We start from the raw sequence: 22861 nt of genomic DNA, 5'->3' as shown, positions 1-22861 counted from the left end.
GTTCGCCAGCCAGGACAGAAATGCCTCGACTTCGCTGCTGCCCAAGGTTGCCGGGTGACGCACACCGTGGAAACGGATGAAGGCACGAACCCAGTGGACATAAGCCTGTTCGGTTGGTAAGCTGTAAAGTTAGATGCACTAAGCACATAATTGCTCACAGCCAAACTATCAGGTCAAGTCTGCTTTTATTATTTTTAAGCGTGCATAATAAGCCCTACACAAATTGGGAGTTAGACATCATGAGCAACGCAAAAACAAAGTTAGGCATCACAAAGTACAGCATCGTGACCAACAGCAACGATTCCGTCACACTGCGCCTCATGACTGAGCATGACCTTGCGATGCTCTATGAGTGGCTAAATCGATCTCATATCGTCGAGTGGTGGGGCGGAGAAGAAGCACGCCCGACACTTGCTGACGTACAGGAACAGTACTTGCCAAGCGTTTTAGCGCAAGAGTCCGTCACTCCATACATTGCAATGCTGAATGGAGAGCCGATTGGGTATGCCCAGTCGTACGTTGCTCTTGGAAGCGGGGACGGAAGGTGGGAAGAAGAAACCGATCCAGGAGTACGCGGAATAGACCAGTTACTGGCGAATGCATCACAACTGGGCAAAGGCTTGGGAACCAAGCTGGTTCGAGCTCTGGTTGAGTTGCTGTTCAATGATCCCGAGGTCACCAAGATCCAAACGGACCCGTCGCCGAGCAACTTGCGAGCGATCCGATGCTACGAGAAAGCGGGGTTTGAGAGGCAAGGTACCGTAACCACCCCATATGGTCCAGCCGTGTACATGGTTCAAACACGCCAGGCATTCGAGCGAACACGCAGTGATGCCTAACCCTTCCATCGAGGGGGACGTCCAAGGGCTGGCGCCCTTGGCCGCCCCTCATGTCAAACGTTGGGCGAACCCGGAGCCTCATTAATTGTTAGCCGTTAAAATTAAGCCCTTTACCAAACCAATACTTATTATGAAAAACACAATACATATCAACTTCGCTATTTTTTTAATAATTGCAAATATTATCTACAGCAGCGCCAGTGCATCAACAGATATCTCTACTGTTGCATCTCCATTATTTGAAGGAACTGAAGGTTGTTTTTTACTTTACGATGCATCCACAAACGCTGAAATTGCTCAATTCAATAAAGCAAAGTGTGCAACGCAAATGGCACCAGATTCAACTTTCAAGATCGCATTATCACTTATGGCATTTGATGCGGAAATAATAGATCAGAAAACCATATTCAAATGGGATAAAACCCCCAAAGGAATGGAGATCTGGAACAGCAATCATACACCAAAGACGTGGATGCAATTTTCTGTTGTTTGGGTTTCGCAAGAAATAACCCAAAAAATTGGATTAAATAAAATCAAGAATTATCTCAAAGATTTTGATTATGGAAATCAAGACTTCTCTGGAGATAAAGAAAGAAACAACGGATTAACAGAAGCATGGCTCGAAAGTAGCTTAAAAATTTCACCAGAAGAACAAATTCAATTCCTGCGTAAAATTATTAATCACAATCTCCCAGTTAAAAACTCAGCCATAGAAAACACCATAGAGAACATGTATCTACAAGATCTGGATAATAGTACAAAACTGTATGGGAAAACTGGTGCAGGATTCACAGCAAATAGAACCTTACAAAACGGATGGTTTGAAGGGTTTATTATAAGCAAATCAGGACATAAATATGTTTTTGTGTCCGCACTTACAGGAAACTTGGGGTCGAATTTAACATCAAGCATAAAAGCCAAGAAAAATGCGATCACCATTCTAAACACACTAAATTTATAAAAAATCTAATGGCAAAATCGCCCAACCCTTCAATCAAGTCGGGACGGCCAAAAGCAAGCTTTTGGCTCCCCTCGCTGGCGCTCGGCGCCCCTTATTTCAAACGTTAGACGGCAAAGTCACAGACCGCGGGATCTCTTATGACCAACTACTTTGATAGCCCCTTCAAAGGCAAGCTGCTTTCTGAGCAAGTGAAGAACCCCAATATCAAAGTTGGGCGGTACAGCTATTACTCTGGCTACTATCATGGGCACTCATTCGATGACTGCGCACGGTATCTGTTTCCGGACCGTGATGACGTTGATAAGTTGATCATCGGTAGTTTCTGCTCTATCGGGAGTGGGGCTTCCTTTATCATGGCTGGCAATCAGGGGCATCGGTACGACTGGGCATCATCTTTCCCGTTCTTTTATATGCAGGAAGAACCTGCATTCTCAAGCGCACTCGATGCCTTCCAAAAAGCAGGTAATACTGTCATTGGCAATGACGTTTGGATCGGCTCTGAGGCAATGGTCATGCCCGGAATCAAGATCGGGCACGGTGCGGTGATAGGCAGCCGCTCGTTGGTGACAAAAGATGTGGAGCCTTACGCTATCGTTGGCGGCAATCCCGCTAAGAAGATTAAGAAACGCTTCACCGATGAGGAAATTTCATTGCTTCTGGAGATGGAGTGGTGGAATTGGTCACTGGAGAAGATCAAAGCGGCAATGCCCATGCTGTGCTCGTCTAATATTGTTGGCCTGCACAAGTATTGGCTCGAGTTTGCCGTCTAACAATTCAATCAAGCCGATGCCGCTTCGCGGCACGGCTTATTTCAGGCGTTATGCAGCCAAATCCCAACAATTAAGGGTCTTAAAATGGTAAAAGATTGGATTCCCATCTCTCATGATAATTACAAGCAGGTGCAAGGACCGTTCTATCATGGAACCAAAGCCAATTTGGCGATTGGTGACTTGCTAACCACAGGGTTCATCTCTCATTTCGAGGACGGTCGTATTCTTAAGCACATCTACTTTTCAGCCTTGATGGAGCCAGCAGTTTGGGGAGCTGAACTTGCTATGTCACTGTCTGGCCTCGAGGGTCGCGGCTACATATACATAGTTGAGCCAACAGGACCGTTCGAAGACGATCCGAATCTTACGAACAAAAGATTTCCCGGTAATCCAACACAGTCCTATAGAACCTGCGAACCCTTGAGAATTGTTGGCGTTGTTGAAGACTGGGAGGGGCATCCTGTTGAATTAATAAGGGGAATGTTGGATTCGTTGGAGGACTTAAAGCGCCGTGGTTTACACGTCATTGAAGACTAGTCCTTTGCATAACAAAGCCATCAAACCGGACGCCAGAGATTCCGCGCCTGTTGCGCATGGCTTCGCCATTTTATGCGCAATAGGCGCGCCACCCTGTCGCCGTTTATGGCGGCGTTAGATGCACTAAGCACATAATTGCTCACAGCCAAACTATCAGGTCAAGTCTGCTTTTATTATTTTTAAGCGTGCATAATAAGCCCTACACAAATTGGGAGATATATCATGAAAGGCTGGCTTTTTCTTGTTATCGCAATAGTTGGCGAAGTAATCGCAACATCCGCATTAAAATCTAGCGAGGGCTTTACTAAGCTTGCCCCTTCCGCCGTTGTCATAATCGGTTATGGCATCGCATTTTATTTTCTTTCTCTGGTTCTGAAATCCATCCCTGTCGGTGTTGCTTATGCAGTCTGGTCGGGACTCGGCGTCGTCATAATTACAGCCATTGCCTGGTTGCTTCATGGGCAAAAGCTTGATGCGTGGGGCTTTGTAGGTATGGGGCTCATAATTGCTGCCTTTTTGCTCGCCCGATCCCCATCGTGGAAGTCGCTGCGGAGGCCGACGCCATGGTGACGGTGTTCGGCATTCTGAATCTCACCGAGGACTCCTTCTTCGATGAGAGCCGGCGGCTAGACCCCGCCGGCGCTGTCACCGCGGCGATCGAAATGCTGCGAGTCGGATCAGACGTCGTGGATGTCGGACCGGCCGCCAGCCATCCGGACGCGAGGCCTGTATCGCCGGCCGATGAGATCAGACGTATTGCGCCGCTCTTAGACGCCCTGTCCGATCAGATGCACCGTGTTTCAATCGACAGCTTCCAACCGGAAACCCAGCGCTATGCGCTCAAGCGCGGCGTGGGCTACCTGAACGATATCCAAGGATTTCCTGACCCTGCGCTCTATCCCGATATTGCTGAGGCGGACTGCAGGCTGGTGGTTATGCACTCAGCGCAGCGGGATGGCATCGCCACCCGCACCGGTCACCTTCGACCCGAAGACGCGCTCGACGAGATTGTGCGGTTCTTCGAGGCGCGGGTTTCCGCCTTGCGACGGAGCGGGGTCGCTGCCGACCGGCTCATCCTCGATCCGGGGATGGGATTTTTCTTGAGCCCCGCACCGGAAACATCGCTGCACGTGCTGTCGAACCTTCAAAAGCTGAAGTCGGCGTTGGGGCTTCCGCTATTGGTCTCGGTGTCGCGGAAATCCTTCTTGGGCGCCACCGTTGGCCTTCCTGTAAAGGATCTGGGTCCAGCGAGCCTTGCGGCGGAACTTCACGCGATCGGCAATGGCGCTGACTACGTCCGCACCCACGCGCCTGGAGATCTGCGAAGCGCAATCACCTTCTCGGAAACCCTCGCGAAATTTCGCAGTCGCGACGCCAGAGACCGAGGGTTAGATCATGCCTAGCATTCACCTTCCGGCCGCCCGCTAGCGGACCCTGGTCAGGTTCCGCGAAGGTGGGCGCAGACATGCTGGGCTCGTCAGGATCAAACTGCACTATGAGGCGGCGGTTCATACCGCGCCAGGGGAGCGAATGGACAGCGAGGAGCCTCCGAACGTTCGGGTCGCCTGCTCGGGTGATATCGACGAGGTTGTGCGGCTGATGCACGACGCTGCGGCGTGGATGTCCGCCAAGGGAACGCCCGCCTGGGACGTCGCGCGGATCGACCGGACATTCGCGGAGACCTTCGTCCTGAGATCCGAGCTCCTAGGGATCGCCTCAGAAAACGGAAAATAAAGCACGCTAAGCCGTAAGTAAGCGTGCTCCTGTGAAAGCCACAGCTAAAACTGCGTAGTACACATAGGTAACGGTTCACCCAGACCAGTTGACAGGTAAAAAATGAGACGATCGTCCGGTGATCCACTATTGCCTCTTGCGTGATCCTGTCAGCTTGGCACCATCAGGGGCATGAGCACATCCATGACCCCACCGGCCGCTTCGCCGCTGACCCTTGAGCAGGCTAATGAACTTATTCAGAAGCTGATGGCGCGCATCGCCGAGCTAGAAGACCGACTCAACCAGCACAGCGGCAATTCCTCCAAGCCTCCTTCCAGTGATGGGCCAGGCTCACCACCACCTGCTCGGCCGCGCCTTGCCTCAGGTAAAAAACGCGGCGCCCAACCGGGCCACAAAGGCGCTCGGCGTGAGCGTCATCCAGCGGATGAACGGCTGACGGTAATACCCCATTACCCTGCCAGACAGTGCGCCTGCTGTGGGGGCAATGTGGTATTTCATGACAAACCCTACCGCGTCCATCAGGTCTTTGACCTGCCCGAGGTCAGCTACAGGGTGACCGAACATCAGCTCTTTAGCGGCACCTGTTGTCATTGCATCGAGACCAGCCCGGCTCCGTTGCCCGAGACGGTGAGCAGCAGCCAGATGGGGACCAACCTGCTGAGCTACATCGCCCTGCAAAGTGGTCTGTTTCACCAGAGCATTAGCCAGATACAACAACAGCTTAAACAGCACTTCGGCCTGAGCTTCAGTCGCGGCGCCATCAGCGAGGCGCAAGGGCGAGTCAGTGCCATGTTGACCCCGACGCACCAGGCCATCAAACAACAAGTGCAATCAGCCTCCTGTATCCATGCCGATGAAACACGGCATCAGCGTGGTGGTGAGCGGCGCTGGATGTGGCTGGCACTGAGCAAGGTGGCCGTCTGTTTCATGACGGCGTTTGGCCGGGGTCAGGATGCGGCCAAACGGCTGCTGGGCTCAGAATTGGATGGCGTGTTGGTGACAGACCAGTACGCAGGATACCGTTTCATCGACAGCAGCCAGCGTCAGCTGTGCTGGGCCCATGTACTGCGCAATGTGGCAGCGATTGCCGACAGCGGCGAAAAGGTCAATCAGCCCATTGGGGCCCGACTGGTGCTTCTCGCAAATAGCGTATTCAGGGTTCGACATGGCTATGAACAAGGCGTGTTGAGCCAGAAACAATATCAGCGAAGGCTTGAGCGATGTCGGCAAAGCTGGCGAAAAGAGCTGGGGCGAGGCAGTTTGCTGTGCAGCAAGCGCTACCGAGGTCGCTGTCGGCTACTGCTCAAGGATGATGAAATGCTGTGGCGTTTTCTGGAAAACGACGAGATAGCCTTGACCAATAATGAGGCGGAACGGGCGCTACGCGGGTATGTGCTGTGGCGCAAGGGGAGCTATGGCGTTTGGTCACATCGGGGAGAGCTGTTTCGGCAGCGCATCTTGTCTTTGATAGAGACAGCCAAGCGGTTAGGTCGCTGTCCGCAGGAATGGCTGAGGGCCGTGGTCAGTGCCTGCATAGAGAAAACAGACTACCCGCTCCCGGAAGAGTTGTTGTCAACATCCTCCCGGTGAACGGTTACACACATAGAGGTATTTTTTTCTAGATTTATATCGAATTTCGTTATCGAATTTCGCTTATTATTGATCAACTCGTTGCAGATCATGAAGGCGAAAGTATGACGAATAACCCTACCGATGACAGCAGACCATGGTCGGTCTTTCTTATTTTTCTGCGGCTTGGATTGACATCTTTTGGCGGCCCCATTGCGCACTTGGGCTACTTCCGCGCCGAATTTGTCACACGGCGGCGCTGGCTCTCCGAACGGAGCTATGCTGACTTGGTCGCGCTTTGTCAGTTCTTGCCAGGGCCTGCAAGCAGCCAGGTCGGCATAGCGGTAGGACTGTCTCGGGCTGGATACAGCGGGGCGCTGGCTGCTTGGGCTGGCTTCACGCTGCCGTCTGCCATAGCCTTGATCCTTTTTGCGCTCGGCATCTCCAGCTATGGCGATTACGTCTCGCAGGGCGCGTTGCATGGCTTAAAAGTGGTGGCTGTGGCCGTGGTCGCTCAAGCAGTATGGGGCATGGCGCGTAACCTATGCACGGATGGGCTGCGAGTCACCATCATGGCAATTGCTACCTGCGTCGTTTTACTTGTGCCGTCCGCGTGGGGACAGGTTGGCGTGATTGCTATCGCAGGCATCGCAGGCCGGTTATTGTTCAAGCCAGCGAAAGTTGTTGAGCATGACCCCCTACCTATCACGGTCAGTCACCGGGCCGGCGTGCTTTGGCTCTCGCTGTTCTTTGTCTTGCTGATTGGCCTGCCGGTGTTGGCCGAACTGATGCCAAGTCAAACCATGGCAATGGTGGATTCCTTCTATCGTGTCGGATCACTGGTGTTCGGCGGTGGTCACGTTGTGCTGCCATTACTGCAAGCCGAAGTGGTGCCCTCCGGCTGGGTCAACAATGAATCCTTTCTCGCGGGGTACGGGGCAGCTCAAGCGGTGCCCGGCCCTTTGTTCACGTTCGCCGCGTTTCTTGGTGCCTCGATGAACACCGCCCCGTCGGGCTGGATCGGCGGCATTGTGTGTCTGCTGGCTATCTTCGCGCCCTCGTTCTTGCTGGTCGTCGGATCAATGCCATTTTGGGAGCGTTTGCGCCGCAATACAGGCATCCAAGCTGCGCTGGCCGGGATCAATGCCGCTGTAGTCGGCTTGCTGCTGGCCGCGCTGTATCAGCCTGTATGGACTAGCGCCATCTTTCAGCCGCAAGACTTCGGCTTGGCATTAGTTGCCCTTGTCGCACTTATGTTCTGGAAGCTCCCGCCGTGGCTGGTTGTCCTCGGTAGCGGTGCAGCTGGGTGGCTGTTGAGCGTCGCTCTGTGAGGCACAAAAAATGACTGACAAAGACCTCTACGGCGGTTTGATCCGCCTGCACATCCTTCACCATGCAGCCGAGGAACCTGTCTTTGGGCTGGGGATCATCGAAGAGCTACGCCGACACGGCTACGAGATGAGCGCTGGCACCGTGTACCCGATGCTGCACGGCCTGGAAAAAAAAGGCTATCTGACCTCACGCCACGAACGCACCGGGCGACGTGAACGGCGTGTTTATGACATCACTGAACAAGGCAGAACTGCACTTGCTGATGCGAAAACAAAGGTCAAGGAGCTGTTCGGAGAGTTGGTAGAAGGTGGTTGAGTTTTTGCTTCTATGTCAGGTTGAGCTATACCCTAACTGGATTGTCATTTTCAGAAGACGACTGCACCAGTTGATTGGGCGTAATGGCTGTTGTGCAGCCAGCTCCTGACAGTTCAATATCAGAAGTGATCTGCACCAATCTCGACTATGCTCAATACTCGTGTGGGCTCTGTTGCAAAAATCGTGAAGCTTGAGCATGCTTGGCGGAGATTGGACGGACGGAACGATGACGGATTTCAAGTGGCGCCATTTCCAGGGTGATGTGATCCTGTGGGCGGTGCGCTGGTATTGTCGCTATCCGATCAGCTATCGCGACCTTGAGGAAATGCTGGCGGAACGCGGCATTTCGGTCGACCATACGACGATCTATCGCTGGGTCCAGTGCTACGCCCCGGAGATGGAGAAGCGGCTGCGCTGGTTCTGGCGGCGTGGCTTTGATCCGAGCTGGCGCCTGGATGAAACCTACGTCAAGGTGCGGGGCAAGTGGACCTACCTGTACCGGGCAGTCGACAAGCGGGGCGACACGATCGATTTCTACCTGTCGCCGACCCGCAGCGCCAAGGCAGCGAAGCGGTTCCTGGGCAAGGCCCTGCGAGGCCTGAAGCACTGGGAAAAGCCTGCCACGCTCAATACCGACAAAGCGCCGAGCTATGGTGCAGCGATCACCGAATTGAAGCGCGAAGGAAAGCTGGACCGGGAGACGGCCCACCGGCAGGTGAAGTATCTCAATAACGTGATCGAGGCCGATCACGGAAAGCTCAAGATACTGATCAAGCCGGTGCGCGGTTTCAAATCGATCCCCACGGCCTATGCCACGATCAAGGGATTCGAAGTCATGCGAGCCCTGCGCAAAGGACAGGCTCGCCCCTGGTGCCTGCAGCCCGGCATCAGGGGCGAGGTGCGCCTTGTGGAGAGAGCTTTTGGCATTGGGCCCTCGGCGCTGACGGAGGCCATGGGCATGCTCAACCACCATTTCGCAGCAGCCGCCTGATCGGCGCAGAGCGACAGCCTACCTCTGACTGCCGCCAATCTTTGCAACAGAGCCCGCCGTGCTAGTCTGCTCGGTGATGGTGGAGTGAAGCCAACCCGCAATCGGGTTATGAATCTGCATCGCGATTCGCAATCAGCTGTCTCTTGAGCATGTCGAACTCCTGCGATGTTATCTCGCCGTGCTCGTGCTGCTACACCAACTTGTCCAACTCATCCGCCACACCGCTCCCCACCACCTGCGATGGCCAGGTTGTTTGCTGGGCGCATTGGCGGAGTATCGTCTCGACCCGGGACACCCACACCGGCACAACCTTACGGGAGTGATTCACTGTCAAAGAATCGGCCCGGTGCTCTGACGCAAGTATCGGGATGGTCACCATTTGTAAGCCGTAGACCTGAGTGGTGATCAAGACTTCGATACCACCGACCGTACCGGTACTAATCGACGACGGTCGTGTTCGTCGCCTGCCGCAGGGACTCTGCACACCTCCGTTTACGCATGTGCCTGGAGGAGTTGGAAATCGTCGTGTTCGGGAAACATTAAACACAGGATGGCAGCGATCTGAGCCAGCACATGATCAGCTAGCTCACCATCCGGATCGACGGCCCACTGCATCGTCGCGCCAGCGATGACCGAGTGCAGGAGCAACTCAGCTGCCGCAGGAGCACCTGGGGGCAGTCGCTTGCGGATCCCCTCCACCACCGCGCGGTTCCGCTGGATCGCAAGCGTGCGTAGCTCCGGCACCTGGAGCTCGTACCAGGAGATGAGATAGTTCACCGAGAAGTCGTTGCGAGTGTTCATGCTCCGAACGAGCACCTGCAAAAATTCCCAGAGCCCTTGCGGCCCTGCGCCTATCGGTATCGCATTCAGGTAATGCCGCACCTGCTCGACGCCGCGCTCCATCATCCTCACCAGCAGCGTATCGCGGTTGGTGAAGCGCTGGATTAACGCTGCGCGGGAGAGCCCCACCTCCTTTGCTACTCCGCTGAGCGTGAACTCTATGGGACCGCAACGCTTCAGCACTACGGTGGCGGCCTCGAGTACCTCGTCATCGGACTTGAGCTTGGGGCGGGGCATCAGTGTTCACCTTCTGTATGGGTTGGGGCGGAGGCTGTGGCTGCCGCCGCCATTGTAGCAAATTGAAGACGGAGCGAGAGTAGAGCCACGAGCCCCGCAAACACGGCCGATACAACGAGGCCAGGGAGCGGACCAGCAAGGTCGACAAACGCGCCGGCCGCAAGCATAACCATGGGCGAGGCTGACAGCATCACCGCCGAGACCGTGCCGAGTACCCGGCCGAGAAGTTCTGGCGGCGTGCGGTTGTAGATGGCAGCGTTGAGAATGGGAGAGACTGAGCCGGTCAGCAGTCCCACGAGCGCGCCCAACAACATCAGCACCGGCACGCCTGGCAACTGTGAAAGCAGAAGCGAGCCCACCGCAGAGCCACAAAATGCCACCGCCAGCCAGTTCTGCGCTGATATCCGGGCGCCGACCGACGCATGAATGGCAATGCCAAGGAGACCACCAGCCCCCATCATTGAGGAGAACAGCCCGAGCTCTGCTACTTGGCGTCCTGCATCTACAAACAGCGCAGGCATGATGACGCTGCCGTTGGCGCCAACGATGCCCACGAAGATCATCACTATACCAAAGAGAGGGCGCAGCAGGGGTTCGCTCCAGAGAAAAGCGACGCCGGCGCGCATGGAGAGAGTCGCCGTCGTGGTCATCGTCCGAGCGGCACGCGCGGGAAGCACCCACGCGCCGAGCAGACCTGCAAGGACGGAGCAGAACGCCGTCAGCCCGAGCGTTGGCGCAGCGCCAAGCAGGCCGATTGCGGCCCCCCCAAGGGCCGGGCCACCTAGAATCGCGACGTTCCCGATCACCGCTTTCAGTGACGAGACGCGCTCAACGGAGAGCCCGGCGACGTGGCCGAGTTTGGGCAGCTCACTGTCCTGCGCGGCCATACCGGGTGCGTCGAACGCGGCACCGAGCACCACGCAAGCGATCAGCCCAGTGTTCGAGAGGGCGCCAACGGCATCGAGCAGTGGGATGCTCGCCATGGCCACGCCGCCCACCACACCCGAGATCAATGCGACGGGCGCGCGCCCGAACCGATCGACGAGGCCACCACCAACCCACGCGCCGATGATGGTCGCGATGACGCTGCTAGCGGCCGTGGCGCCCGCCCAGGCCGCGCTCTTTGTATGAGACAGGACGAACCATGGAAGCGCGAGGGCCGCCACCGCGTTGCCGATCCGGAAGAGAAAGGTCGCCGCGAACAGCGTCGCGAGCGGGCTATATCGACGTTCGCTCATTCCGCTGCGGCGAGCTGCGCCTTCGCCGCAGCGAGGTACTCTTCGTTACCCGAGTCGAGGGCGAAGAGTGCGTAGGTGACCGCCCCGAACGCAAGGCGCTCCGCGATGTGGTGGGCGAGCCGCGGCCACACCCGGCCACCGGCCGCTTCATACGTGAGGAGGAGCTTCGCGAGCCCCTCTTCACCAAAGACCATAAGGTGCGCGGCCATGTCGATGGCAGGGTCATCAACGCGGGCCTCGCTCCAGTCGATCATCCCGCTGACGCGCTCCGTGTTGTCGATGAGCACATGGCCCACGTAGAGATCGCCATGCACCACCACGGAGAAATCTGGCCACGACGAATCGTCGTCGAGCCAGCGCTGCCACCGGTGGAGGCGCTTGTCGTTCACCACGAACTCGCGTCGGACGCGGTCAACGTCGTCGGCCACCTTCTGACGGGCCTGCGTCGGTGTACGGATGAGCATCCCCGCATCCACGGCGGCGGAAATGGGGACGGCATGCAGGGCGGCGAGCGCGGTCGCGAAGCTCTCCGCGAAGACCTCCGAGTCCTGCGGCACGACCCAGTCGGGCGTGGACGAACCAGGCTGGATGACCATCGCAGTCGAGTCTTCGAGCATGGGATAGGCAACGAGCTCGGCGTTGGCCACGCGCCAGTCCGGCACCGCGAACGGCAGGCGATTCTTGAGCATTGCCAGCACCCGCGCCTCTGGTTCGACCTTCGCGCTTACCTCGGCTCGGCGCGGGATGCGCAGCACCCACCGACGTCCATCGTCGACGGTGGCGATCACGATCCTATAGTCGAGCCCAAGCTCATTGACAGTCAGCGGGCCATGGAGCTTGAGCCCATGTCGGGCTGCAAGTGCGTACAGTTGGGAGGTATCGGCGGTCGTGACTACGGTCATGATTCACTCCTGAGGGCTTGACGGGTTTAGCCACCTAAATGTAACAGTCACGTCGGTTATATTCAATCCGGCACTGTTGCAAAGTTAGCGATGAGGCAGCCTTTTGTCTTATTCAAAGGCCTTACATTTCAAAAACTCTGCTTACCAGGCGCATTTCGCCCAGGGGATCACCATAATAAAATGCTGAGGCCTGGCCTTTGCGTAGTGCACGCATCACCTCAATACCTTTGATGGTGGCGTAAGCCGTCTTCATGGATTTAAATCCCAGCGTGGCGCCGATTATCCGTTTCAGTTTGCCATGATCGCATTCAATCACGTTGTTCCGGTACTTAATCTGTCGGTGTTCAACGTCAGACGGGCACCGGCCTTCGCGTTTGAGCAGAGCAAGCGCGCGACCATAGGCGGGCGCTTTATCCGTGTTGATGAATCGCGGGATCTGCCACTTCTTCACGTTGTTGAGGATTTTACCCAGAAACCGGTATGCAGCTTTGCTGTTACGACGGGAGGAGATATAAAAATCGACAGTGCGGCCCCGGCTGTCGACGGCCCGGTACAGATACGCCCAGCGGCCATTGACCTTCACGTAGGTTTCATCCATGTGCCACGGGCAAAGATCGGAAGGGTTACGCCAGTACCAGCGCAGCCGTTTTTCCATTTCAGGCGCATAACGCTGAACCCAGCGGTAAATCGTGGAGTGATCGACATTCACTCCGCGTTCAGCCAGCATCTCCTGCAGCTCACGGTAACTGATGCCGTATTTGCAGTACCAGCGTACGGCCCACAGAATGATGTCACGCTGAAAATGCCGGCCTTTGAATGGGTTCATGTGCAGCTCCATCAGCAAAAGGGGATGATAAGTTTATCACCACCGACTATTTGCAACAGTGCCCTCTGATGTTACATTGCACAAGATAAAAATATATCATCATGAACAATAAAACTGTCTGCTTACATAAACAGTAATACAAGGGGTGTTATGAGCCATATTCAACGGGAAACGTCTTGCTCGAGGCCGCGATTAAATTCCAACATGGATGCTGATTTATATGGGTATAAATGGGCTCGCGATAATGTCGGGCAATCAGGTGCGACAATCTATCGATTGTATGGGAAGCCCGATGCGCCAGAGTTGTTTCTGAAACATGGCAAAGGTAGCGTTGCCAATGATGTTACAGATGAGATGGTCAGACTAAACTGGCTGACGGAATTTATGCCTCTTCCGACCATCAAGCATTTTATCCGTACTCCTGATGATGCATGGTTACTCACCACTGCGATCCCCGGGAAAACAGCATTCCAGGTATTAGAAGAATATCCTGATTCAGGTGAAAATATTGTTGATGCGCTGGCAGTGTTCCTGCGCCGGTTGCATTCGATTCCTGTTTGTAATTGTCCTTTTAACAGCGATCGCGTATTTCGTCTCGCTCAGGCGCAATCACGAATGAATAACGGTTTGGTTGATGCGAGTGATTTTGATGACGAGCGTAATGGCTGGCCTGTTGAACAAGTCTGGAAAGAAATGCATAAGCTTTTGCCATTCTCACCGGATTCAGTCGTCACTCATGGTGATTTCTCACTTGATAACCTTATTTTTGACGAGGGGAAATTAATAGGTTGTATTGATGTTGGACGAGTCGGAATCGCAGACCGATACCAGGATCTTGCCATCCTATGGAACTGCCTCGGTGAGTTTTCTCCTTCATTACAGAAACGGCTTTTTCAAAAATATGGTATTGATAATCCTGATATGAATAAATTGCAGTTTCATTTGATGCTCGATGAGTTTTTCTAATCAGAATTGGTTAATTGGTTGTAACACTGGCAGAGCATTACGCTGACTTGACGGGACGGCGCTTCCCTACCCTCATGGCCGCCTCCCAGGAATCGACCCAGGTGCTTATCGTGGACATAATCCTTTACTCATAAATTGGCACTGTTGCAAAGTTAGCGATGAGGCAGCCTTTTGTCTTATTCAAAGGCCTTACATTTCAAAAACTCTGCTTACCAGGCGCATTTCGCCCAGGGGATCACCATAATAAAATGCTGAGGCCTGGCCTTTGCGTAGTGCACGCATCACCTCAATACCTTTGATGGTGGCGTAAGCCGTCTTCATGGATTTAAATCCCAGCGTGGCGCCGATTATCCGTTTCAGTTTGCCATGATCGCATTCAATCACGTTGTTCCGGTACTTAATCTGTCGGTGTTCAACGTCAGACGGGCACCGGCCTTCGCGTTTGAGCAGAGCAAGCGCGCGACCATAGGCGGGCGCTTTATCCGTGTTGATGAATCGCGGGATCTGCCACTTCTTCACGTTGTTGAGGATTTTACCCAGAAACCGGTATGCAGCTTTGCTGTTACGACGGGAGGAGATATAAAAATCGACAGTGCGGCCCCGGCTGTCGACGGCCCGGTACAGATACGCCCAGCGGCCATTGACCTTCACGTAGGTTTCATCCATGTGCCACGGGCAAAGATCGGAAGGGTTACGCCAGTACCAGCGCAGCCGTTTTTCCATTTCAGGCGCATAACGCTGAACCCAGCGGTAAATCGTGGAGTGATCGACATTCACTCCGCGTTCAGCCAGCATCTCCTGCAGCTCACGGTAACTGATGCCGTATTTGCAGTACCAGCGTACGGCCCACAGAATGATGTCACGCTGAAAATGCCGGCCTTTGAATGGGTTCATGTGCAGCTCCATCAGCAAAAGGGGATGATAAGTTTATCACCACCGACTATTTGCAACAGTGCCCGTCAAAATATCAAGGAAAGAAAAGGCGCGTTTTTTGGAGGTTACATGCTGATAGGTTACGCCAGGGTATCAAGGGACAAACAAGAAACGGCGCTGCAACTGGACGCCCTGGACAAGGCCGGGTGTCAGCGCGTGTACGTTGAGAAGCTATCAGGGGCCAGCCCAGAACGCCCAGAGCTTGAACGGTGCCTAGATACCTTGAGGGGAGGGGATACGTTGATTGTGTGGCACTTAGATCGACTGGGAAGGAGCATCAAAGACCTGATCGAGATAGTCAGCTCGTTGAAGCGCCAGGGGATCGGGTTCCGCTCCCTAACCCAATCAGACATAGACACCACAACGGCGAACGGGGCTCTAGTGTTCCATGTGTTTGCGGCCTTGGCTGAATACGAACGCGCACGACTGCAAGAGCGCACACGGGCAGGGTTGGAGGCTGCAAGGGCAAGAGGGCGACGCGGTGGGCGACCCTTGGCCATGTCAGATGAAGACGCCAGGAAGGCAAGGGCCATGCTGTCGGATGTAGAGATAACGAAAGCTGAAGTTGCAAAACACTTTGGTGTGTCTAGGCCGACTTTAAACGCAGCATTGGCGAGATTGTCGCCATCTGATACCTAGCTGCAAGCCGCATCATAGCTCACTTCTCGCACTGCCATTTAACATAAAAAAGCAGGTTACGCAGTCAATCGCGGGGGGTACTTTGGCCATGTGAAAAGGTGCCATCAGCATTGAACCTGATCCCCATCACCTCAAAAGCGGCCAATATTTTATTAGCCGTCTCCCTCCTGATATTGGCCTTCCCTAATTCAAACTCCCTTAGAGCTGTTTTGCTTACTTTGGATAACGAGCAGAAATCATCCCTGGTCATTTTTAGAAATTCCCTGGCATGGCGGCATTGTAGATTTGTAAAGTCGTGAGAGGGGCTGTTATAGCCTTGCCGATTTAGCTTTATTCCTATGTCGGTAGTCCAGCTAACGGCGGTGGGATATGAAATTCCTAGCCTACTTGCTAATTTGTGTAATGTACCTTCTTCCTGGTAAGCCTTAATTATTTCTTCATCGGTAATATAATTAGTCATTTTTTAACGCCAGCCACTCTTTAATTTCCTGACCATCAAAAAATAAATGACCGCCCCCACTAACAGAGTGGATCTTGGGCGGCAATTTCCCATTGATCATTTTTCCACTAAGCACGGCCAATCTAAGATCTGAAATCCTGATTTGCATTAGCCTGGCTGTATCCTCCAAACCCAATAATTGCTCCCAATAATCGCCAGATGCCCTAGAACGCCTTCCAATCTCTGACAATGCCTTTCCATCAATGGAACCCATTAAGCAACCTCCCTGGTAATTACAGCGTGTTTACCATGTCAGCCGGTGACAATAGGCCGAGCAGCAGATCATAAGCCCAAGCCAACAAAGCGGCGGTGACTCCCATCATCACGAACCCCGGCAGCATTGAATAATCTTCGTACAATAGCCAGGTCAGAAGGGAGCCAACAAAGGCCAATCCTGATATGATGCTGAACACCAGCTTAACCAGGGCGGGAGCACACTTTGTTGATCTTTTAACCAAAGAATAACTGAGCCCGATAGTCGTCATTCCAGCCGGCTCTTTTTAGCTTGTTTCTCTGACTTCGAGCACCACAATTGCTCTGTTTTACGATATTCAATACGAACCGCCGGAATAGCGCCATATTCTCGACCGCATCCTCCATCGCTATCCTGGAGGCATCCTCGTTGAACACCACATCAAGAATGTAATGCTGGCTGTTCTCGATCCGCCAATGCTGACGAATATAGTGCCCTAGCAACTTGTGCTTGGGGGATAACGAGCTGACATAGTAGGAGGTATCTACCGTTCCTTTTCCGTTGGCGCTGCGGTGACGCTCAACGGCGATGATGCTGCGGATCGTCGGCCATTTCTCTGCTAACTCTGGCGGTAATTTTGCTTTTAATTGAAACACATAGCGTTCTTCCTGGCGGCCATGCCCACTTTCTTTGTGCTCGACGATAATCTTCTCTTTCTGGGCATCAAAGAGTGCCTGGAATTGTGATTGAACGGCTTGATACAACTTCGGTTGGTTCTTCTTTACCTGAACCACCACATGAGCCTTCTTCTCACTGATTTTCTCCAGAGTCTCGCGCTGACAATGCAACGCATCGAGTGTCACAACGGCACCTTTGAGTTCAAGAATGTCCAGCATCTCTTTGACGGTTTCGATTTCCCCCTTCTTGTTCGGGGTTGCCTTCTGGCTTAACACCAGACCATTTTCTGTATCGTAGGCCGTGACCAACTGCAGAGCATCCTTGGCATTTCCCCGAAAGGAGCCGCGTAACACCTTGCCATCAAAGGCAATTATGGGTTTTCCCTGATGAGTGCGCTGTTCATTGACCCAGCACAGCAATGCTTCAAGCAGGGTATCGATGACAATGCAGCGCAGAATGCGAGCAATGGTGTGACGGCGCGGGATGCCATTGGCAAAGGGGCGATGCTGACGGAGCCAATCGAGCTTAGAATCACCATAGGTTTCGATGTCATTCCAGCCCTCGGCACCACTCATGATGGCACTGATGACAAGGAACATGACATCAACCAGGTCATGTTTACGATTGATATCAGAGCGAGTTTCTTCGACAAGGGTAAGGTGTTCAATCAACGTCATAGCGCGTGCCTCCTGCATGGAGACGCGATTAGATCACAGACGATCTGCCTGTTCAAATTTCATTAACAAAGTGCGATCCCGCCCTGCCAGCTTAACCGGGAAGCGCAACCACAGGAGCACAGCAAACAACAGGTAACGGAGTATCTGAAGCGCCCCCATTACGGCCACTTTAGCCGCCCAAGCGGCCTTAGATGCTGGGTTTTCATCATCATTTGCTGATGTAGTGATGCCGGGTCGGATAGGAATAACCTTATCTGACTCACCGCTAATTGAATGAATCCTATCATTTTTTTTCATCTGCCGTACTCCCTAGCTTGTCGCTTTCATGGTACTGCCAGGGGTCGTCTCAGAAAACGGAAAATAAAGCACGTTAAGCCGGGTGAAGTGGCCGTAGCGGCCTGAATTTTCCTGCGCCGACCTTGGTACTGCAGCGCCACAGGTAATCGCCGGTCAGGTTGATGTGCTCCCAGCCGAGCGGCGACAGGTACTGCAACAGGGCATCATCGACGGCTTGGCCGTGGCCGCGCAAGGCGTTCGCGGCCCGTTCCAGGTAGGCCGTGTTCCACAACACGATGGCGGCCGTCACCAGGTTGAGGCCGGAAGCGCGGTAGCGCTGTTGCTCGAAACTGCGGTCGCGGATTTCGCCCAGGCGGTTGAAGAACACGGCGCGGGCCAGCGCGTTGCGCGCTTCGCCCTTGTTCAGCCCGGCATGCACGCGGCGGCGCAGTTCGACGCTTTGCAGCCAGTCCAGGATGAACAGGGTGCGCTCGATGCGCCCCAGCTCGCGCAGGGCGACCGCCAAGCCGTTCTGGCGCGGGTAGCTGCCGAGCTTCCTGAGCATCAGCGAGGCCGTCACCGTGCCCTGCTTGATCGAAGTGGCCAGCCGCAGGATTTCGTCCCAATGAGCGCGGACGTGCTTGATCTTGAGCGTGCCGCCGATCATCGGTTTCAGCGCCTCGTAGGCGGCATCGCCCTTCGGGATGTAGAGCTTGGTGTCGCCCAGGTCACGGATGCGCGGCGCGAAGCGGAAGCCCAGCAGGTGCATCAGTGCGAACACGTGATCGGTGAAGCCCGCCGTGTCGGTGTAGTGCTCCTCGATGCGCAAATCGGATTCGTGGTATAGCAGGCCGTCGAGGACGTAGGTCGAATCGCGCACGCCGACGTTCACGACCTTGGTGTGGAACGGCGTGTACTGGTCAGAAATGTGGGTATAGAACGTCCGGCCGGGGCTGCTACCGTATTTCGGGTTGATGTGGCCGGTGCTCTCGGCCTTGCTGCCGGTGCGGAAATTTTGGCCGTCCGACGATGAAGTGGTTCCGTCGCCCCAATGCCCAGCGAATGGATGCCGGAACTGCGCGTTGACCAGATCGGCCAGCGCCGCTCCGTAGGTTTCGTCGCGGATGTGCCAGGCTTGCAGCCAAGCTAGTTTGGCGTAGGTCGTGCCCGGGCAGGACTCAGCCATCTTGGTCAGACCCAGGTTGATCGCGTCGGCGAGGATCGTGGTTAGCAGCAAGTTCTTGTCCTTGGCCAAGTCGCCCGATTTCAGGTGCGCAAAGTGCCGGGTGAAGCCCGTCCATTCGTCCACCTCCAGCAGCAGTTCGGTGATCTTGACGTGCGGCAGAATCATCGCCGTCTTGTCGATCAGGGCCTGCGCGGTGTCGGGCACCGCCGCATCGAGCGGCGTGATCTTCAGACCAGACTCCGTGATGATGGCGTCCGGCAGCTCGTTGGCCAGCGCCATGCGGTTAACGGTGTCGAGCTGCGCTTCCAGCAGCGTCAGCCGTTCATGCAGATATTGTTCGCAGTCGGTGGCCACGGCCAGCGGCAATTCGCTGGACCGCTTGAGGCTGGCGAACTTCGCGGGCGGCACCAGGTAGTCCTCGAAGTCCTTGAACTGGCGCGATCCCTGCACCCAGATGTCGCCGGAACGCAGCGCGTTCTTCATCTCCGACAGCGCGCACAGTTCGTAGTAACGCCGGTCGATGCCGGTGTCGGTCATCACCAGTTTCTGCCAGCGCGGTTTGATGAAGTCGGTCGGCGCGTCGGCTGGCACCTTGCGGGCGTTGTCGCTGTTCATGCCGCGCAGTACCTCGATGGCGTCGAGCACGTCCTTGGCAGCGGGCGCGGCCCGTAGCTTGAGCACGGCGAGGAATTCCGGCGCGTAGCGGCGAAGCGTGGCGTAACTCTCGCCGATGCGGTGCAGGAAATCGAAGTCCTCGGGCTGCGCGAGCTTCTGCGCCTCGGTGACGCTCTCTGCGAAGGCGTCCCAGGACATGACGGCCTCGATGGCGGCGAACGGGTCGCGGCCCGCTTGCTTGGCCTCGATCAGCGCCTGGCCGATGCGGCCGAACAGCCGCACCTTAGCGTTGATCGCCTTGCCGGACGCCTGGAACTGCTGCTGATGCTTGTTCTTGGCGGCGTTGAACAGCTTGCCCAGGATACGGTCGTGCAGGTCGATGATTTCGTCGGTGACGGTGGCCATACCTTCGATGGTGAGCGCCACCAAGGTCGCGTAGCGCCGCTGCGGCTCGAACTTGGCCAGATCGGCGGGCGTCATCTGGCCGCCCTCGCGGGCGATCTTGAGTAGCCGGTTCTGGTGAACCAACCGCTCGATGCCAGAAGGCAGGTCAAGTGCCTGCCACGCCTTGAGGCGTTCGATGTGCTCCAGCATGTGCCGCGAATTTGGCTTGACAGGTGACTGGCGCAGCCAGGCCAGCCAGGTCGTCTTGCCGTTGTCCCGGCGCTTGAGCAGGTCATCGAGGCGACGGCAATGCGCATCCGACAGCGGTTCGGCTAAGGCGTCGTAGATGTGTCGGTTGGCGCGGGTGATCGCCTCGGCGCTCGCCCGCTCGACGGCGTTAAGGGCAGGCAGAATGACCGACTGTCGCCGCAGATGCTCGATCAAGGCGCTGGCCAGCACCACGCCCTTGTCGGTTTGCATGGCCAGCTCGGTCAGCGTGTGGACGGCCTGCCGGTAGTGGCTCATGGTGAACGGCTGGAAGCCGAACACCGTTTGCAGTTCGACCAGGTGCTCGCGCCGGGTCTGCTCTCGCTTCCCATACTCGTCCCAGCTTTCAATGCTGACCTTGAGCTGGTCGGCGACCAGCTTCAGCAAAGACGGAAACGGCGGTTCATTGACACCCAGGATTACGCCAGGAAAGCGCAGGTAGCAAAGCTGTACGGCGAAGCCCAACCGGTTAGCTGGGCCGCGCCGTTGCCGGATGATGGACAGGTCGCTATCGCTAAACGTGTAATGTCGGATCAGATCGTCTTTGATGTCCGGTAACGCCAGCAGGCTTTCGCGCTCGGCGGCGGAGAGAATCGAACGGCGGGGCATGCGAATTCCTTTTATTTGTCACATCTTTTACTACAATGACCGTTTACACACCTTAGAAAAGGTGACGGATTAAGTGACATATATTGACACCGTCGCGTGCCAAAATCACAGTGTCACATAATCGAACGTATACGTGACGGGTGAAAAGGTGCTGATCGGCTACATGCGGGTATCGAAGGCGGACGGATCCCAGTCCACCAATTTGCAACGCGATGCGCTCATCGCCGCTGGTGTGAGCCTTGCGCACCTTTACGAGGATCTGGCCTCGGGCAGGCGCGATGATCGCCCAGGGTTGGCTGCTTGCCTGAAGGCGCTTCGTGAAGGGGACACGCTGATCGTGTGGAAGCTCGATCGGCTTGGCCGTGATCTGCGCCACCTGATCAACACCGTGCACGACCTAACTGCGCGTAGCGTGGGCCTGAAGGTCCTGACCGGTCACGGTGCGGCGGTCGACACGACGACTGCCGCCGGCAAGCTTGTGTTCGGTATTTTTGCCGCGCTGGCCGAGTTCGAGCGTGAGTTGATTTCCGAGCGAACAGTCGCTGGACTTATCTCGGCGCGCGCTCGCGGCAGGAAAGGGGGGCGCCCCTTCAAGATGACCGCCGCCAAGCTACGCCTGGCGATGGCCAGCATGGGGCAACCGGAAACCAAGGTGGGCGATCTCTGCGAAGAACTCGGGATTACCCGGCAGACGCTCTACCGGCACGTGTCGCCCAAGGGCGAACTGCGGCCAGACGGCGTAAAGCTGCTCTCCCTCGGTTCAGCCGCATAAATGGAGGCGACCTGGAACGGGGCGCTGTTCAGTGCGGCAACGATCCGATTACCGGTGTCGACCCAGAGCAGCCGTAGAGCTTTTGGGAAAGCTGTCGTTCAACACCTGAATTAAGCCGCGCCGCGAAGCGGCGTCGGCTTGAATGAGTTGTTAGGCAACACCGCGCTTTCTCTCGAAGGCTTGTCGTGTTTGAACCATGTAAACCGCCGGCCCGTCAGGCGTGGTGATGATCTTCTCCCGCACGAATCCTGCCTTCTCATAGCAGCGTATGGCTCGATGGTTGTTCGGAGTCGGGTCGGTCTGAATCTTCGTCACGGTGGGGTCCGAGAACAGTAGTTCAACGAGAGCGCGGACAAGCCTTGTTCCTAGGCCTTTGTTCAACTGTGTCGGGTCAGCCAGAGACTGGTCTATTCCTCGCACTCCTGGATCAGTTTCATCTTCCCACCAGCCATCACCGCTTCCGAGCGCGACGTACGACTGAGCATAGCCGATCGGTTCCTCGCCCAGCATTGCGATGTACGGTGTTACGGACTCTTCCGCCATCGCTCTGGGCAGGTAGTGTTCCAGCACTTCATCAAGAGTCGGTCGCTCTTCGTCACCACCCCACCACTCAACGATGTGCGGCCGGTTGAGCCAATCATGGAGCATCGGCAGGTCGCGCTCGGTCATGAGGCGAAGAGTTATGGGGGGGGTGCTCGCGGACATGAAATGGTCGCTCTGTGCTGCCTAACTTTGTTTTAGGGCGACTGCCCTGCTGCGTAACATCGTTGCTGCTCCATAACATCAAACATCGACCCACGGCGTAACGCGCTTGCTGCTTGGATGCCCGAGGCATAGACTGTACAAAAAAACAGTCATAACAAGCCATGAAAACCGCCACTGCGCCGTTACCACCGCTGCGTTCGGTCAAGGTTCTGGACCAGTTGCGTGAGCGCATACGCTACTTGCATTACAGCTTACCAACCGAACAGGCTTATGTCCACTGGGTTCGTGCCTTCATCCGTTTCCACGGTGTGCGTCACCCGGCAACCTTGGGCAGCAGCGAAGTCGAGGCATTTCTGTCCTGGCTGGCGAAC

Annotated in this window: 26 protein-coding genes and 2 pseudogenes; 15 read left to right on the top strand and 13 right to left on the bottom strand. The window is 55.5% G+C overall.

Translation table 11 applies throughout. The features are described 5' to 3' along the window. Positions 1-126, bottom strand: a pseudogene (locus HKD46_RS19245) (phage integrase N-terminal SAM-like domain-containing protein); the annotation flags it as partial. Between the two features lie 158 nt (positions 127-284). Between HKD46_RS19245 and HKD46_RS19240 the strand changes: the two are divergent. The 11 genes and pseudogenes from HKD46_RS19240 (at position 285) to HKD46_RS19185 (ending at position 9048) form a co-directional block, all read left to right on the top strand. Next, positions 285-839: a fluoroquinolone-acetylating aminoglycoside 6'-N-acetyltransferase AAC(6')-Ib-cr5 gene (locus HKD46_RS19240; protein ID WP_063840321.1), complete on the top strand. Its 555-nt coding sequence runs from the start codon at positions 285-287 to the stop codon at positions 837-839. Positions 840-969: 130 nt separating this feature from the next. Further along, positions 970-1800, top strand: coding sequence for an oxacillin-hydrolyzing class D beta-lactamase OXA-1 (locus tag HKD46_RS19235; RefSeq protein WP_001334766.1), 831 nt, complete (start codon positions 970-972; stop codon positions 1798-1800). Positions 1801-1937: 137 nt separating this feature from the next. Then, on the top strand, positions 1938-2570 hold the full coding sequence (locus tag HKD46_RS19230) for a type B-3 chloramphenicol O-acetyltransferase CatB3 (RefSeq protein WP_000186237.1): 633 nt from the start codon (positions 1938-1940) through the stop codon (positions 2568-2570). 84 nt (positions 2571-2654) lie between these two features. Beyond that, entirely contained in the window at positions 2655-3107 is a 453-nt protein-coding gene (locus HKD46_RS19225; RefSeq protein ID WP_001749986.1) for an NAD(+)--rifampin ADP-ribosyltransferase Arr-3, read from the top strand. A gap of 222 nt (positions 3108-3329) precedes the next feature. Further along, positions 3330-3677, top strand: a complete 348-nt coding sequence (locus HKD46_RS19220; RefSeq protein ID WP_000679427.1) for a quaternary ammonium compound efflux SMR transporter QacE delta 1 — start codon at positions 3330-3332, stop codon at positions 3675-3677. Then, a complete protein-coding gene (gene sul1 / locus HKD46_RS19215) occupies positions 3671-4510 on the top strand; it encodes a sulfonamide-resistant dihydropteroate synthase Sul1 (protein ID WP_000259031.1) in 840 nt (279 codons plus the stop codon). Before HKD46_RS19220 ends, sul1 begins: the two co-directional genes overlap by 7 nt. Before the next feature lie 127 nt (positions 4511-4637). Continuing rightward, positions 4638-4835, top strand: a pseudogene (locus HKD46_RS19210) (hypothetical protein); the annotation flags it as partial. A 177-nt stretch (positions 4836-5012) separates the two neighbouring features. Then, the gene (locus HKD46_RS19205) at positions 5013-6431 is read left to right on the top strand and encodes an IS66-like element ISUnCu16 family transposase (RefSeq protein WP_005327996.1); all 1419 of its coding nucleotides are present in this window, start codon (positions 5013-5015) and stop codon (positions 6429-6431) included. A 104-nt stretch (positions 6432-6535) separates the two neighbouring features. Further along, entirely contained in the window at positions 6536-7741 is a 1206-nt protein-coding gene (gene chrA, locus HKD46_RS19200; RefSeq protein WP_000184001.1) for a chromate efflux transporter, read from the top strand. Positions 7742-7751: 10 nt separating this feature from the next. Next, positions 7752-8057 carry a PadR family transcriptional regulator gene (locus tag HKD46_RS19195; RefSeq protein ID WP_000130000.1) on the top strand — a complete coding sequence of 102 codons (306 nt, stop codon included), beginning with the start codon at positions 7752-7754 and terminating at the stop codon, positions 8055-8057. A gap of 226 nt (positions 8058-8283) precedes the next feature. Continuing rightward, on the top strand, positions 8284-9048 hold the full coding sequence (locus HKD46_RS19185) for an IS6-like element IS6100 family transposase (protein ID WP_001389365.1): 765 nt from the start codon (positions 8284-8286) through the stop codon (positions 9046-9048). Positions 9049-9540: 492 nt separating this feature from the next. On the opposite strand, the gene mphR(A) is transcribed toward HKD46_RS19185, so the two are convergent. The 4 genes from mphR(A) to HKD46_RS19165 form a co-directional block, all read right to left on the bottom strand. After that, a complete protein-coding gene (gene mphR(A), locus HKD46_RS19180) occupies positions 9541-10125 on the bottom strand; it encodes a macrolide-binding transcriptional repressor MphR(A) (RefSeq protein ID WP_001137892.1) in 585 nt (194 codons plus the stop codon). Continuing rightward, complete coding sequence (gene mrx(A), locus HKD46_RS19175; RefSeq protein WP_000004159.1) at positions 10125-11363, bottom strand: macrolide resistance MFS transporter Mrx(A); 1239 nt, start codon at positions 11361-11363, stop codon at positions 10125-10127. The genes mphR(A) and mrx(A) overlap by 1 nt, the downstream gene beginning before the upstream one ends. After that, positions 11360-12265 carry an Mph(A) family macrolide 2'-phosphotransferase gene (locus HKD46_RS19170; RefSeq protein ID WP_000219391.1) on the bottom strand — a complete coding sequence of 302 codons (906 nt, stop codon included), beginning with the start codon at positions 12263-12265 and terminating at the stop codon, positions 11360-11362. Before HKD46_RS19170 ends, mrx(A) begins: the two co-directional genes overlap by 4 nt. Before the next feature lie 121 nt (positions 12266-12386). Then, positions 12387-13091 carry an IS6-like element IS26 family transposase gene (locus HKD46_RS19165; protein ID WP_001067834.1) on the bottom strand — a complete coding sequence of 235 codons (705 nt, stop codon included), beginning with the start codon at positions 13089-13091 and terminating at the stop codon, positions 12387-12389. A gap of 150 nt (positions 13092-13241) precedes the next feature. On the opposite strand from HKD46_RS19165, the gene HKD46_RS19160 reads away from it, so the two are divergent. Next, entirely contained in the window at positions 13242-14057 is an 816-nt protein-coding gene (locus tag HKD46_RS19160; protein ID WP_000018329.1) for an aminoglycoside O-phosphotransferase APH(3')-Ia, read from the top strand. A 189-nt stretch (positions 14058-14246) separates the two neighbouring features. Here HKD46_RS19160 and HKD46_RS19155 read toward each other — a convergent pair whose 3' ends face one another. Continuing rightward, complete coding sequence (locus HKD46_RS19155) at positions 14247-14951, bottom strand: IS6-like element IS26 family transposase (RefSeq protein ID WP_001067834.1); 705 nt, start codon at positions 14949-14951, stop codon at positions 14247-14249. Positions 14952-15059: 108 nt separating this feature from the next. On the opposite strand from HKD46_RS19155, the gene HKD46_RS19150 reads away from it, so the two are divergent. Continuing rightward, positions 15060-15629, top strand: a complete 570-nt coding sequence (locus tag HKD46_RS19150; RefSeq protein WP_171865819.1) for a recombinase family protein — start codon at positions 15060-15062, stop codon at positions 15627-15629. Between the two features lie 64 nt (positions 15630-15693). Here HKD46_RS19150 and HKD46_RS19145 read toward each other — a convergent pair whose 3' ends face one another. From HKD46_RS19145 to HKD46_RS19120, 6 genes are all read right to left on the bottom strand, one after another. Further along, positions 15694-16089, bottom strand: coding sequence for a helix-turn-helix transcriptional regulator (locus HKD46_RS19145; RefSeq protein WP_011191338.1), 396 nt, complete (start codon positions 16087-16089; stop codon positions 15694-15696). Next, a complete protein-coding gene (locus tag HKD46_RS19140; protein ID WP_171865814.1) occupies positions 16082-16342 on the bottom strand; it encodes a hypothetical protein in 261 nt (86 codons plus the stop codon). Before HKD46_RS19140 ends, HKD46_RS19145 begins: the two co-directional genes overlap by 8 nt. 19 nt (positions 16343-16361) lie before the next feature. Further along, positions 16362-16613 (bottom strand): hypothetical protein, encoded by a 252-nt coding sequence (locus tag HKD46_RS19135; RefSeq protein ID WP_171865818.1) that lies wholly within the window; start codon positions 16611-16613, stop codon positions 16362-16364. Beyond that, the gene (locus HKD46_RS19130; RefSeq protein WP_171865817.1) at positions 16579-17676 is read right to left on the bottom strand and encodes an ISAs1 family transposase; all 1098 of its coding nucleotides are present in this window, start codon (positions 17674-17676) and stop codon (positions 16579-16581) included. The genes HKD46_RS19135 and HKD46_RS19130 overlap by 35 nt, the downstream gene beginning before the upstream one ends. 33 nt (positions 17677-17709) lie before the next feature. Continuing rightward, complete coding sequence (locus HKD46_RS19125; protein WP_171865816.1) at positions 17710-17973, bottom strand: hypothetical protein; 264 nt, start codon at positions 17971-17973, stop codon at positions 17710-17712. Positions 17974-18046: 73 nt separating this feature from the next. Then, positions 18047-21013, bottom strand: coding sequence for a Tn3 family transposase (locus HKD46_RS19120; protein ID WP_043849877.1), 2967 nt, complete (start codon positions 21011-21013; stop codon positions 18047-18049). A gap of 148 nt (positions 21014-21161) precedes the next feature. Here HKD46_RS19120 and HKD46_RS19115 point away from each other — a divergent pair, with 148 nt between their 5' ends. Further along, on the top strand, positions 21162-21785 hold the full coding sequence (locus HKD46_RS19115; protein ID WP_003155741.1) for a recombinase family protein: 624 nt from the start codon (positions 21162-21164) through the stop codon (positions 21783-21785). A 150-nt stretch (positions 21786-21935) separates the two neighbouring features. Here HKD46_RS19115 and HKD46_RS19110 read toward each other — a convergent pair whose 3' ends face one another. Next, positions 21936-22490: an aminoglycoside N-acetyltransferase AAC(6')-IIa gene (locus tag HKD46_RS19110; protein ID WP_023622803.1), complete on the bottom strand. Its 555-nt coding sequence runs from the start codon at positions 22488-22490 to the stop codon at positions 21936-21938. Between the two features lie 161 nt (positions 22491-22651). Here HKD46_RS19110 and HKD46_RS19105 point away from each other — a divergent pair. Continuing rightward, positions 22652-22861, top strand: a 210-nt coding sequence (locus HKD46_RS19105; protein WP_171865815.1) for a phage integrase N-terminal SAM-like domain-containing protein, incomplete at its 3' end; no start/stop codon positions are given.

This window comes from Aeromonas sp. TW 6, assembly GCF_013168745.1.
Lineage (GTDB): Bacteria > Pseudomonadota > Gammaproteobacteria > Enterobacterales > Aeromonadaceae > Aeromonas > Aeromonas caviae.
Note: the sequence above shows the minus strand (reverse complement) of the source record. Positions and strands in the feature narration are given on the sequence as shown.